This is a genomic window from Acidithrix ferrooxidans, assembly GCF_000949295.1.
Classification (GTDB): domain Bacteria; phylum Actinomycetota; class Acidimicrobiia; order Acidimicrobiales; family Acidimicrobiaceae; genus Acidithrix; species Acidithrix ferrooxidans.
This window is the reverse complement of the sequence record NZ_JXYS01000089.1, coordinates 1-13,244: the sequence shown is the minus strand read 5'-3', so window position 1 is coordinate 13,244 and position 13,244 is coordinate 1. Positions and strand designations below refer to the sequence as shown.

At 47.4% G+C, this 13,244-nt stretch carries 12 protein-coding genes; 3 read left to right on the top strand and 9 right to left on the bottom strand.

Annotation, left to right across the window (positions count from 1 at the left end):
- Positions 1–377: 377 nt before the first annotated feature.
- Together AXFE_RS13790 and AXFE_RS18595 are read left to right on the top strand one after the other, a co-directional pair.
- Positions 378–563: a hypothetical protein gene (locus AXFE_RS13790; protein ID WP_052606538.1), complete on the top strand. Its 186-nt coding sequence runs from the start codon at positions 378–380 to the stop codon at positions 561–563.
- Between the two features lie 541 nt (positions 564–1,104).
- Entirely contained in the window at positions 1,105–1,203 is a 99-nt protein-coding gene (locus AXFE_RS18595; protein WP_082058765.1) for a 30S ribosomal protein bS22, read from the top strand.
- 174 nt (positions 1,204–1,377) lie between these two features.
- On the opposite strand, the gene AXFE_RS13780 is transcribed toward AXFE_RS18595, so the two are convergent.
- From AXFE_RS13780 to AXFE_RS13745, 8 genes are all read right to left on the bottom strand, one after another.
- Entirely contained in the window at positions 1,378–2,208 is an 831-nt protein-coding gene (locus AXFE_RS13780; protein ID WP_235347820.1) for a 4-(cytidine 5'-diphospho)-2-C-methyl-D-erythritol kinase, read from the bottom strand.
- Positions 2,209–2,276: 68 nt separating this feature from the next.
- The gene (gene rsmA, locus AXFE_RS13775) at positions 2,277–3,164 is read right to left on the bottom strand and encodes a 16S rRNA (adenine(1518)-N(6)/adenine(1519)-N(6))-dimethyltransferase RsmA (RefSeq protein WP_052606535.1); all 888 of its coding nucleotides are present in this window, start codon (positions 3,162–3,164) and stop codon (positions 2,277–2,279) included.
- A 44-nt stretch (positions 3,165–3,208) separates the two neighbouring features.
- Complete coding sequence (locus AXFE_RS13770; protein ID WP_152626099.1) at positions 3,209–3,721, bottom strand: septal ring lytic transglycosylase RlpA family protein; 513 nt, start codon at positions 3,719–3,721, stop codon at positions 3,209–3,211.
- A 565-nt stretch (positions 3,722–4,286) separates the two neighbouring features.
- Positions 4,287–5,093: a TatD family hydrolase gene (locus tag AXFE_RS13765; protein ID WP_052606533.1), complete on the bottom strand. Its 807-nt coding sequence runs from the start codon at positions 5,091–5,093 to the stop codon at positions 4,287–4,289.
- Positions 5,094–5,104: 11 nt separating this feature from the next.
- A complete protein-coding gene (locus AXFE_RS13760; protein WP_052606532.1) occupies positions 5,105–6,607 on the bottom strand; it encodes a class I tRNA ligase family protein in 1,503 nt (500 codons plus the stop codon).
- Positions 6,608–7,821: 1,214 nt separating this feature from the next.
- On the bottom strand, positions 7,822–8,727 hold the full coding sequence (rsmI, locus tag AXFE_RS13755; protein ID WP_052606531.1) for a 16S rRNA (cytidine(1402)-2'-O)-methyltransferase: 906 nt from the start codon (positions 8,725–8,727) through the stop codon (positions 7,822–7,824).
- The gene (locus AXFE_RS13750; RefSeq protein ID WP_052606530.1) at positions 8,711–9,067 is read right to left on the bottom strand and encodes a hypothetical protein; all 357 of its coding nucleotides are present in this window, start codon (positions 9,065–9,067) and stop codon (positions 8,711–8,713) included. The genes rsmI and AXFE_RS13750 overlap by 17 nt, the downstream gene beginning before the upstream one ends.
- 201 nt (positions 9,068–9,268) lie before the next feature.
- A complete protein-coding gene (locus tag AXFE_RS13745) occupies positions 9,269–10,435 on the bottom strand; it encodes a serine hydrolase domain-containing protein (RefSeq protein WP_052606529.1) in 1,167 nt (388 codons plus the stop codon).
- A 1,045-nt stretch (positions 10,436–11,480) separates the two neighbouring features.
- Here AXFE_RS13745 and AXFE_RS18590 point away from each other — a divergent pair.
- Entirely contained in the window at positions 11,481–12,143 is a 663-nt protein-coding gene (locus tag AXFE_RS18590; protein ID WP_082058763.1) for an SDR family NAD(P)-dependent oxidoreductase, read from the top strand.
- A 249-nt stretch (positions 12,144–12,392) separates the two neighbouring features.
- Here the strand turns inward: AXFE_RS18590 and AXFE_RS20080 are convergent.
- Positions 12,393–13,244, bottom strand: an 852-nt coding sequence (locus AXFE_RS20080) for a hypothetical protein (RefSeq protein ID WP_160291867.1), incomplete at its 5' end; no start/stop codon positions are given.

Below are 13,244 nucleotides of genomic sequence, written 5' to 3'. Positions count from 1 at the left end.
TCTTCGCCGCAACTAGACGGCGATGCCTAGGTGATCCATTCTTACACTTGCTGATCTTATGTTGGTGCTTGCCTATGGCCTTATTTCTTTGGGAATTGATTGCTCGGGCTTTGCCAGCTGAATGACAAGTTCCTCCTTTTAGAACAGTTAAATTCGGCGACCTCATGTCGCACGCCTGTTACTGGCCATAGGGTTGATGATTTTCTCGTCTATAGCGGTGGTGGCATCTCCATGTGAGCCTTCACGCACCGTCTTGTAAGGGATATGGAGGCTGAAGCGTCTGTGGTCTTGGTCCCAACACAGTTGTATCTCACCCCCATAGCTTGGGTTAACACTTCAGGGTCAACATTCTTGTTAGACATAAGAGTCCAAAATAGTTGGAATCGCTACGTCAATACGTGGACGGCCTCTTCCTAGTGATAGGTGGAGTTGGCCTTTGGAGATACGCCAACCGTACCCCCTTAAGTACGATAGAGCTGAGAACGATAGAGCTGAGAACGATAGAGCTGAGAACGATAGAGGGCGGTAGTTCTTCTTGCGCCAAGGAGATCGAACTTTCATAGCTGTTTTACTGTTCGTCCTAAAGGTGGTTATGACCTCGTGTAAATCATGTGCAATTATTTCAGTGGTATGGGCGTGCAGTGGACGATCTTGTCGATCTAGCGAGTTGAGAAACCTTTGGATGTCATACTTGTTCGCAGAGCGTTTGGCTTTCTACTCTCCTTGACACCTAGGGCCATGAACCCAATCGACGCCTTGGTTCCATGACAGTGCTGCGCTGTGGTATGAACGGACCAATTGGCTGATCGACTTAAATCCAATGACAAAGATACCCAAATGATGACCACTACAAAAAGTAGATGAGCGAGGCTAGGTCGATACCATGGCCATGAGATCTCAGCCGTCACCACAGACTCTCAGCTTGATAATCAAAATATAAGTTATTCATAAGCCACAAACAGAATACTCCCAAGCCGATCATCGAGGAATTACGGACGATTTCAAGCTAAAAACGACGAAAACAGGAGGTTCGAGAACAAATTATCTAAAAACCGCCCTTCGATTACACATCGAGCTCAATTAGCGGCTAGCTTTTATCTTTCTATGGGATCACTTATTAAAAAACGAAGAAAGCGCATGCGCAAGAAGAAGCATAAGAAGATGATGAAGGCCACACGCTGGCAGCGTAGGGCTGGTAAATAGCTGATTTAGGGCTATAGATGCATTTGCTAAAATATGGCCCTAAACTCAAATTCCCGATCATTGCACAAAAGCTACATTTAAATAACCCACTACAGCGGTGATGAGCAAAATGATGACCGTTATTATCTATTTAATATGATTGAGGCTCAATCATCAGCTTCACTGAGTTCAACCTCAATCAAGATCCGACCGATGAACCTCTTGTACACTAACCGCTAAAACCGCCCCAAGACCATCGTCGCCAAAATCAACGTAACTCCATTCAGCACCCGCAACTTCACCCATCGCCCTTAGGTCCAAATCGTCAAAGTCTCCATTACAAAAGTACGTAGAGCCAGAGCCAGCCATGCTCGGCACCCTTTTAAACCGATCGGTCAACGCACTGCGATAACGACCAAGGATGGGAGACACAGCAATCGCTGCAGATTCAAGATCATTTTCGAATTCTCCAAGCTCACCCAAGGAGTCAAGGTTCGGACCCATCTCATCGAATCGTCGATAGACCTGGGGTGTAGAAGAATGCACAGGGAGCAAAAACAATACGAACTTATCGCGCCGGGCCACCCCAGGAGCAAATACTTCACCAATACCGCTAATGAAAGCTCGATCGACCCCAACGCAAAAAGGAACATCTGCACCGATTCTAAGAATTGCACTGGAAAGTTCAGAGGCATTGAGCAATGGTTCATACTTTGAAGTGCAATACCTAATCATTGCTGCCACATCACTCGAACCGCCACCAAGACCACCACCGGGAGGTATCCTCTTGTACACAATACAGTGGCCCCCCATTCCAAACAATGCAGCCCCTTTTGTTATGGTATTGGAGGAATCTAGAGCGACTGAGCAGATGTTGAAATCAATCTCCTCAGAGCCGAACGAGTCAACAATAGAAAGGTCAAGCGCAGAACCAGAAGCAGGTTCGTATTCCAAGGTATCAAATAAAGAGACCGACACCATCTCGGAGTCGATCAAATGATATCCGTCGTCACGTAGACCAATCACCTTCAAACCCAAAGTCAATTTTGCTGGCGCGTAAAGTAAATTAGGAGATCGCTCTAAGCCAAACCATCTCATTGTTGGTCCACAACTCCGTTCTCAGGGCCCTGGTAGCCTTGCCTCGCCAACCAATCTCCCAGATCCAGCCATTGGGTGGTCGTAACTTCCTCAGCTCGCTTTTCCTGCGAAATCTCAAGCGCTACCATACCTGCTCTTATCATCGGATCAGTTAAGTTTCTTCTCAGCATCTGGCGACGATGGCTGAAGCCAATCCTAGCAATCGAAAATGCGATATCGATTGCACCAGAAGAATAGCAAGATACATTACGACTCGTTGGCTTTAATACAATTACAGACGAAGTAATATTTGGCTTGGGCACAAAGGCATCATTGGAAACGTCTAACTCAACCTTTGAGTCGCAATAGACCGCGAGTTTAAGCGAGACAAAAGAACAGTTTTTACCGCCAGGAACTGCACACAATCGGTGAGCTACTTCCTTTTGAACTAAGAAAGATAGACTCTCTAAACTGCTTGGCCTTTCAACCAAAGAAAGTATCAGGGGCACGGATATGTTATATGGGAGATTACCGGCGACTGTTCTAATTTGTCTATCATCACAGTAGCCCAGAATATCAAAGAGAAGCGCGTCTCCATTTATAACCTCAACATTTGAGATCTCTCGGCGGGCCAATACTTTCTGTAACGACTCGGCAATCTTTTCATCTTTCTCCAGCACAACAACGTCTTGTCCCAGAGTTGCTAAAAAAACGGTTAGAGATCCTAGACCAGGTCCAATCTCAAAGATTCTTCGTCCATCTGGATCTGCCAAGCGTGCAATTGCGGTTGCGACGCTCGAATCGATTAAGAAATTCTGCCCTAGTGATCTCTTCGGAGAAAGCGAGGCATCTCCAAGGAGAGCTGCGATCTCACTCTTGGTTATGCCCACATCTTTTATATTCAACCCAGACCGCCTAGCATTATTAGATTCAATCTATCTAAGGTTAGCTACCAGGAGATCTTCACGGGTATCAGACCATTCGACAAAGAAGACAGCTGAGAGAATACATCCGGCGAAAGATCTATAACCCGCCCAGTTACATAGGGTCCTCGGTCATCTACCCTACAGGTAGTCGACTTGCCTGTAGATAGGTCAGTAATCGTAATAATCGTCCCAAAAGGAGCCGACAGGTTAGCACAACTGCCAAAGAACGTTGCGTACCAAGAACCGATGCCACTCATGACGTGAGTCAGCGCTGACGACACTACCACCGGCGCTGACGACACTACCACCGGCGCTGACGACACTACCACCGGCGCTGGCGGCACTACCACCGGCGCTGGCGGCACTACCACCGGCGCTGGCGGCAACGCAACTGTCACTGGAATCGCTGGCGATACCACAGTCGAAATTAAGGCCACATCGATAGGCATAAGGGCTCCAAACGAGAGAGCCTCTACAGGGACGTTTGATGGATGGCTTTTATTAGCCACTGCATTAGTCAGGGCTTTTGCACTCATGATCGATAGATTGCGCCTACCAAGCGAGAGATTCTGGCCTTGTGGATCGGATAATTTGGGTGCAATCGCGCTGATTTGCGACCCACTTTTAGAGTTAAAAGCAGAGTTATGATTTTGGAGAAGTTGCGGTGAAATTAAGGTTGCGCTAAAACTTAATGGCAATACGACATAACTTCTCCAGTAGTTTTGAACCGTCAAGTGTAAACCTTTCAAGCGTTCAGTACGACTGGATAGAACTATTCGTGTGTCTTGGGCGTTATCGCTTCACTTTCTTTTGGGCCAAAACTATTTTTGGCATGCAATTAGCTGCAACTCGAGATCAAAGAGTTAGTCCTCTCCCGGAATGGAGGACAAATGCAACTAGTCGCTACGAGCAAGAAGGCGCCTAAATCCTCGTATTGATTATTACGAGAACTGGCTTGCCGCTCTCTGGGGAAACTACCTTTTCTCTGGCGTCTCCGCGGCTCTATATAAACTACCATAAGTTGGACCAAACAAGGTCAATTGCTATCAAAAACCTATGCAACCAGCACTTTAATGCGCCAAAATAAGATGAGCAAACTTCCTAGCCTAGCGCAAAGGTACGCAGGGTATTTTCAAAAGTTTGCCTAGAAAAGACAAGGGGATCCATCGCCTTTAAATTAGCGATAAACCCACCCGTTAGTGAAACAAAGTGAGGAACATTCGGCTTCCCTCGGTGTGGAACCGGAGTAAGAAATGGCGAATCTGTCTCAATAATAATCCTATCCATGGGGCAAATCTTGGCAGCTTCCGCATTCAATTGAGCGGTTTTAAAAGTGACAATTCCAGAGAAAGAGATCATCGATTCAAAGGTCAAACATCGTTCCATTTCAGCTGGTCCCCCGGTGAAACAGTGAAGCACATAGGGATGATTTGGATAATTCTCCATTATGGAAAAGGTATCTTCCCAGGCATCTCGAGTGTGAATCACGACCGGAAGACCCAACTCTGCGGCCAAAGCGATCTGTCTATCAAAGATATCTCTCTGGGTGGCTCGGTCACTGTAGTCATAAAAATAGTCGAGGCCGCATTCACCAACTCCACAGATCAAATCAGGGAAATTTGTCTTAGCCTCCTTAGCAAAGTCAGAAAAACCCCCAAATTGATCGCCAGCAACCTCCTCGGCATCGTGAGGATGAATACCGACAGTTGCGCCAAATATCATACCTTCAAAGTCAAGGGCTACCTTGGAGGTAACATCGACCGCTTGACGAGAGGTGGCGAAAGTCGTACCTACGTTGATCAATCCGCCCAGATTATTTTGGCGGCACTCCTCGATTATCTCATTTGGACTCTGTGCCTCCTGGATATGACAATGTGAATCAAACCATAGGGGTTCTAAATCTAGCATTTTACTCCTACCTAGCTAATTCTGGGGAACAAGGGCTTAGCCTTTAGCACCTTAGCCCCACCTTGATACTCACCCCAGGACAATTGACCACTAAAGTCAAAGTCTATAATTGTTGGATCGATTCCAATAGCACTCAGGATTGTGCGGGACGATCGTACTAGAACCGGAGAGGTCAAAAGTGCTACGAGACGCAGCACTTCAAGGGCGTCTCCGAGTATCTCACCCAGTTCGTTTAGGTCACTGACCTTCCATGGAGCTCTATCCTCTAGAACCGAATTTGTATATCGAACTAGATTTTGAACTTCCTCTAAGGCCCGGGACGATGCATAGCCATTCCAAAAGTCCCGCGCACGATCGACATGTCCCTGTACGATCGAGGAGTCGATAACCCGTCCGGTCGAAGAGGGAGAGATGGAATCTAAAGAGCGCTCCACAATGTTAGTTACCCGCGATAGCAAATTACCGATATTGTTCGCCAATTCAACGTTGTAACGTTGCTCAAGAGCTTCAAGTGAAAAGTCACCATCTGAACCTAATGCATGCTCGCGCATCAGGTAGTATCGGACCGCCTCAACGCCATAGGTCTCTACCAAGTTGATCGGGTCCACTCCGTTCCCGCCAGATTTTGCCATCTTCTCGCCTTGAACCAGGAGCCAACCATGCACCAGTGCCTGAGTTGGTGGCTTCAAACCGGCCGCCATGCACATAGCTGGCCACCAGACGCAGTGAAACCTAATAATGTCTTTGCCAATAAGATGATGTGAATTCGCCCACCGCGCCTCAAACTTTGGGCCACCTTCTCCATAACCTATTCCAGTCAGATAATTGATCAAGGCATCAAACCAGACGTAACAGACATGACGTTCATCCCAGGGAAGCGGAATTCCCCAAGAAATTGAGGTACGGGAGATAGATATGTCCTGTAAGCCTCCTCTTACAAACGAGAGGGCTTCATTCTTTCTAAAATCGGGAAATACGACGTCATTACCGCTTTCGTACCACTTCAAGATATCTTCTTGAAATGCGGAAAGTCGAAAAAAATAGTTCTCTTCAGCCATTACAGAAAGTGGTCGCTTATGGACCGGACACATCCCCGATTCCATTTCAGCATCGCTATAGTAAGCCTCGCAGGAGACACAGTAGTGGCCCTCGTATTTGGCTAAATAGATATACCCATTGTCATAAACCGCATGCAGGAACTTCTGCACCGATACCCTGTGGCGATTCTCGGTAGTACGAATGAAGTCGTCATATGTGACCTCTAGTTTTGACCATGCATTCCTAAAGCGACCAGAGTAGGAGTCACACCAGTCTTCGACAGACATATTGGCCTTTTCAGCAGACTCTGCGACCTTCTGGCCATGCTCGTCTGTGCCCGTGAGGAAATACACGTCGTCGCCCATTCCTCTATGCCACCTTGAAAAAGAGTCGGCATTGATCATGGTATATGCATGGCCCAGATGAGGTACGTCGTTCACATAATATATCGGCGTCGAGATGAAGTAATCTGGCACGGTGACTTCCTTGCAATGGACTTCCAGTTGTTTGGAAGTTGATCCCGCCCAATTGAAAGTCACTTATTAATTGAAACTTTTACCATATAAGATTAGGAGTCCGATCGACAAAGGCGGGTTGTTCGGCGGGTTTCTACCTCAACTGCTACCTAGTATCTCGTTTAGGCCAGCGCAAAGAACACTGACTAACCTACTTCATCAAGTAGGATCCTCCCAGGCAAGTGATTAAATTAAATCGCCTTTAGATCGATCCCTTCAACCGACAAGATCAAAGTAACTATCGGGCACATTGATAAATTACCCATCTTTGAGTTGAAGTACCAACAAATGAAATTCCATAACTGACACCGATCATGTCCCAGTTTCCTCATGTCCCAGTTTCCTCATGTCCCAGTTTCCTCATGTCCCAGTTTGTAGAGTGGCGGGAGGGATCTTCCCCCTCCCGTTCCCGTCAAACCGGACGTGAAAGTATCCCTTCATCCGGCTTCTCGCTCGCAACTGCTTTGTGTTAGCTCCTCCTCGTTGCTGAGTTGGCTAGTCCATTGCAGTCCGTTCGCCTTTAGCCTTTACTCAAAGTCTCATTACAAGACCCACGTCGCTAATACACCCCAGTCCGCCCCAGTGCGTAGCATCCGGTACTCTTACCTTTTGCTTTTGGCCTCGGCATACTCCCGCTCTCTCTGTTTCCAAAGGGACAACTACACGACTGGTTCCTTAAGTTCAACATGAAAGCCCATCTTGGGACCCTCCTGTGTTCACCCCTACTGTGTCCACCCCTACTGTGCTCATGCCACCTTTGCACGAAACCTTTGTCTGGCCAAGAACGAGACAACCTGCCAAGCTTATCCCAAGGATATGAGCCGACCTTGGTTCTGATGTCAACCATCTGGGTTTCGATGCGTCATCGGATGGTACGCTTTCGCTCATCTTCGTAGTACTTACCCAACGGAGGTATCTCCGCCTTTTAACAAAACGCTCGCCACCTTAGGCTCTTTACCAACGCAGCTTGTGCCGGTTTGATATCCCTTTCTCGTAAGTTGGATATCGAAAGGCCAGGGAGCTAAAATCTCCTTCTGTCATCTTTCAAATTGCATTGCTTGGCCAGCGACCTCAAAGGTCGACTTATGGTTAGCATTCACAGCACACGATCATGGCCAAGTTTGCTCAGGCCCCAGTTGGCGTCGAGGGTATCTAGGGTCACTTGAACACCTCTGTCAATTCTCAGAAGATCGACCGCCTCCATCGTCTCCCAAAAGTCCATAAGCTGCAGATCGAGAAATTGATGCTAACTTAGTCAGTCGACGTGCCTTTTCGGATCGAGAAAGTGTTACGTCTCTTACCACCTTGATGATCTCGATCGCATGATCCTCCTCTATTTGCCTTGGTTGATTAGAGGTCGATGGTACAACAAGGACATACTCACCCTTGGGTGAGAGCACCCGCTCATGTTCGAGCAACTCTTTGACACTAAGGTCGATTCGAGATTGAAATAACTTTGTCATCTCTCTGCAAAGAACGACTCGAGACAGCTCGCCGATAACGTCACCTAGTATTTTTAAGGTTCTCTGTAAATCGTGTGGTGCAACGTAAGCAACGACAGAACAACCACTATTTGCAGCACTTGAAAAGACAGTTTCAAAGCGATCTTTCGCCAAGGGCATAAATCCGACAAACATATACGGCCCATTCACCACACCAGAGAGTGCAACTGCCATTGATTCAGCCGACGGCCCTGGTGCTACATCGATCTTGAAACCATTCCTAATAACGAGATCAGCCAATTGAGAGCCGGGATCCGAGATAGCTGGCATTCCGGCATCGGTAACAAATCCTACGTCGTTACCGTCTCTAAGTTCACGCAGAATCGCCTGCTCTCCTGATGTGCGGTCATGATCGGAATATCTAAAGACGCGCCTATTGGAAGCACCTATGTGTGACAAAAGGGCCTTGGTCTTTCGCGTGTCTTCTGCAAAGATTACCTCTATCTCGCCAAGAAGTCGCTTAGCTCGAATTGTTATATCCTCGAGATTACCTATCGGTGTGCCAATTAGATATAGACACGGCGTGGAATTGGTGGCCTCACCGTCTCTCTTTTCTTGCCTATTAATCTCTGATTTCAAGTTGGTCCCCGATGTGGATGTCTAATTTGGCCGCGATGCGAATCGGGATATAAAAGGTCAAGGTATCGCCGAGAACGGGAATCCCGATACGATTACGCTTTAGCCTTCTGATTGAATTTACCTTAAGGTCGCCATCCGAACGCACCAAAAGCACATCCCCAGAATGAAAAAAAGAATTTATAAAAGTTCGGCCTCGCACTATGACAACTTCGTCCTTATCAAGCGTCGAGCTCCTCAGTGTCGCATTTACCTTCTTGGTCGAATCGAAAATTAGAGCACTCGCCAGAACTTGTGCATCCTTTAGTAACCATCCCATATCAACAAACCCCCGTGGATGCATTTGCAGCCAAACGCGCTAGCTGGTCGTGCGAACCAACCAAATAAATAAATATAGATAATGATCGATTTGCCAGCCGTCTACGTGAAATCATCAAATCAAACAGGTTTCGACTCAACGATCCCACCAACCTTCAAAGTTTGTCACCTCAGCATTTCATGGTTATCTAAAAGGAGGAGGCTCCCATTGGCGACACTTCACAACCTAGCCCAATACTCGATATAGCGCAGCGGCCAAAGCATTTGATCGCGAGTCGTCAATTAAAGCATTTGCCATTCGATTCATGGCATAGCCAAAACCTATACGTGCATCCAGATCACCAAAGCCAAGGCTCCCACCGGCTCCAGGATGGCCAAACGCGCTAGCTGGCAGCGACTCGCCAAGCATTGGCGCCAATGCAAACCCCATGCCAAAGGCAGTCTCGACACCCAAAACTTCATCGATTCCCCTAGAGCGTGGAATGATCGCTTCACGCACAATTTCGTCGCTAAGTAACCTCACCCCGTTATGACCAAATACGCCTCCTTTGTAAATTTGCGCCAAAGACAAAGCTGAGGTCATTGCGCTTGAGGAGGGCATAGCCAGTGATCTGTAGGCAAGACTATTCCATCGCTGATCGTATGCAAATAGCCTTCCTGGACCATGGAAAGCACTAATGGATACCTCAGCTAGGCCAGCACTTCGCTCCATCTCGATCAGCTGATCTACGTCAGCCGCGACCGGATCGGTTACTACATCAGCTATCTCGCCTTCAAGTGAGTCATTCCACTCCAAGGCGACGCTGACACCTAGCGGAGATGTGACCGTCTCAGAAATCGCAGAAGCAACACTGGTCGAATACAGCCTTCGCAGCAGCTCCCCATGTATCCAGCCAAAGGTTCTCATATGGTAGCCATGCCGTGATCCTGGCTCCCAAATAGGCCGCTGTCTTTCAATAGCAGCTATAACCTTATCCCAGTTAGTAACGTCTTGGATTGACAGAAGCTCATCATCGACGATGGCTACGCCTGATCGATGAGTCAAAGTGTCATAAAGAGTGATAGAGGCCTTTCCCGAATCCCCAAAATTAGGCCACACCTGCGAAATTGGTGTGTCATAACCAATTAGTCCCTGCGAAATTGCTACATGAATCGCAATCGCAGTGATTCCCTTTGTGGAGGAAAATACTATAACAGGGGTTTGACTCGTAAATGGTTTGGTTCGGCCCAAGTCTCGGTATCCCCTTGAAATATCTACCACCTTGATGTCACCGATGTAGGCCACAACCGCGGCACCAACTTCAAGGTTCTCGTCAAAATGGCGACGAAAAACGTCGGCCACTTCGCCAAAGCCCTCATCTACGAATTCTCTATCATCACTTTTTTGATTCATCTCCCCACGCTAGCCCATCGAAATCACTCGCGAATTGAAAAGATCACCCTCGTTTAAAAAAAAGCTCTGTGCAAAATTAAGGTTGGAAAGGGTACATCCCGTTGCTCGAGCTGACCTGACCCACACAGCACCACCAAGGTTGGGTTTTGCGAGCCATAATCGAGTAGATTCCTAGCTTCAGTGGTTGGGACGCCTATTCTCCCGCTGTCGGCCAACCTAGTCGTACTCCACATCTTGTGGGATTCTTTGGCGTGTGGCACCTTTGCCCGGAGGATCTCAACACTATACCCTGAGCCATTGCGATTGGCGATTTTGATCAGACCGTTCAGACTCTCCGTGTAAACCTTCGTAATCTACACCCGAGAATCACAGTACGCAAAGGTCTCAGCGTGGTGGCTTCGAACCGTCATCGCAAAGGAATTTGACTCGTTTGTCTCCTTGTTTAGGATTAAGCTCTCCCGCTCATCGAAGGTTCGCATTGAGAAGCTTTATAATGGCTGTCATAGATCCCGTAGAAGTTTTCCTTTGAATCGTAGGCCAGTGCAAGTTCGGGGTAGCTCGAGCGCAGCGCTTCGACCGCTCCAAATCGCAATTGAGAAAATTCATGGGTGCGCCAGGAAACTCAATCCACGATCCAAAACAAGAGCGATGTGACAAAAGGACAGCGTTTTAACTGACAAGCCTTTGATGCCAAGGCCAAGACCTAGTCCATTGTGCATGATAGCCACCTATCGCTTTGTGAAAGGCAAAAATTGGACAAGGTCGCCTGATGCAACCTATCCCTGAGCAATCTTAATGACTGTAACAACTACTCTGAGGGGATAGATTTTCGGGCGCGAGCGCTGGTAACAACTGATCTTAGATTTAAAAGACAACTTGCAGTGGCTGTTTCTCTCTTGATAGGTTGCCAGAATATGGAGATCACGGCAACCCCTTTCAAAGGACAAAGGAGATTACCCATTGAATCGCTTTAATGGCAGATACGGACCATGGGCTTTGATTGTGGGAGGGAAGCCAAGGATTAGGCGCCCAATGGTCATAAGCACTGGCTAAGCGAGGTCTCAATCTGGTAATAGTTGCTAGACGTGATAATCTTCTAAGCGATTTCACCAATGAGATACAAAATAAATACGGTGTCGAAGCTATAGCACTAGCTATCGATCTATCGTCACCAGAAGCCGTCGATGAAATATTTAATGGCATCAAAGACCTAGATATCGGGATAGCGATATACAACGCAGCCCTCTCGCCGATAGGAAATTTTTCAGAAGTTGATCCTGCGGTGACGAGAGAGACAATCACAACCAACCGCACAACACCGACTCTCTTTTCCCAAAGGTTTCTGAAGCGTCAAAACGAACGTGGCATGGATGGACTAATTGTCGTCTCGTCACTATCGGGGTACGTGGGCTCACCAAGAGTCGCGACTTATGCAGCAACCAAAGCCTACCTCCATGTACTAAGCGAAGGACTTTGGGGCGAGGTAAAAGATAAGAATATCTCCATATTGACGATAACACTGGGAGCCATATCCACGCCTGGACTAATCTCTCGAGCACAAAAAAAGACCCCTGGGCAACTCGATCCGGCAAAAGTCGTTGACCAGAGCTTATCCCACCTTGAGAGAGGGCCAACTTACACACCAGGGCTAAATAACAAGATCGGTCTGACCGTGCTAAACAAAATCCTCCCCAGGTCCTTTCAATAAAAATGATCGCCCTTGCATCTAGCGCAATCACCAAAGGAGATTGACTGCGGCGTGTAAAGTAAAATAGATCCGTCCTAAACACACCTGAGTGTTTGTTTGCACCTAAATTCCACAAACATCCTTTGGTTTACCAATCCAATTAACCACATTGCTAAAGGCACTGATTAGTTATGGAAAAAGAGGGTTCAGAACGAATAGCAAACACCTAAGGGTTGAAGAAGTTTTTCCAGAGAGACTCTCAAAAAGCTTCTATGATGCTCCGGATGCTAAGGCTTGGTCCCATGTGTAGGTAAAAGCACTGGGGGAAACAACTCCCTTTACGTATACCAAAAGAACGCCCTGAGAGACAAAAGAACCATTAGTTACAGATGCTGCACCCATAACTATTGATGTACCTGGTGGAGGTGTCGTCAAGATTGAGTCTCTGTGACCCCAGCAACCGAGAGAATATACAGAACTGCAGTCTATGTTCGAGGATCCGAGGCCATCGTTGTACATCCAGTCGTAGATTGACGACGGTGAAGAGTAGTCATTGGACCAAAGAGTTGTATAGCCAAAAACCCCAGTCGCCCCAGGAATACTTTCATTGCGATAGATAGGGTCAATAAAGCCATTCGCACCTACCGCAGCATCGGAATTCAACTGAGAGACCAAACCCAAGACTAAAGGTAACCCTCGTGCTTGGCGCTCTTGGTTGATCAAGATAAAGAGTTGCTGATCCATAGACATTGACGCAAAGTCACCAGGCAATACCATAGGGCCTAGCCCTTCTAGCGAGGCTCGTGCGTTATTTATGGCAGCGATTGAATCCGAAAGGCAAGTTGCTTCATTATTAGCCAGACATGGCGAAGCGTAGTTAGGCACGGGAGGTACATTGGTAGCTGGATTGCTAGGTGGAAGTATCACCCGAGAAGAATGATTAGAACTGGAAGTTTCACCTGAACCGTAAAAGGCTGCGTCTCCATAGGTGAAGATTCCACCGTCGCTTGCGACCAACCAATAGCCTTTTCCATCTGGAGTAGATGCCATTCCAACTATTGGCTTATTTAGTGGTAGGGCTCCGGCTGAACCGTAAAAGCCAGCATCTCCATAGGTGAAGAT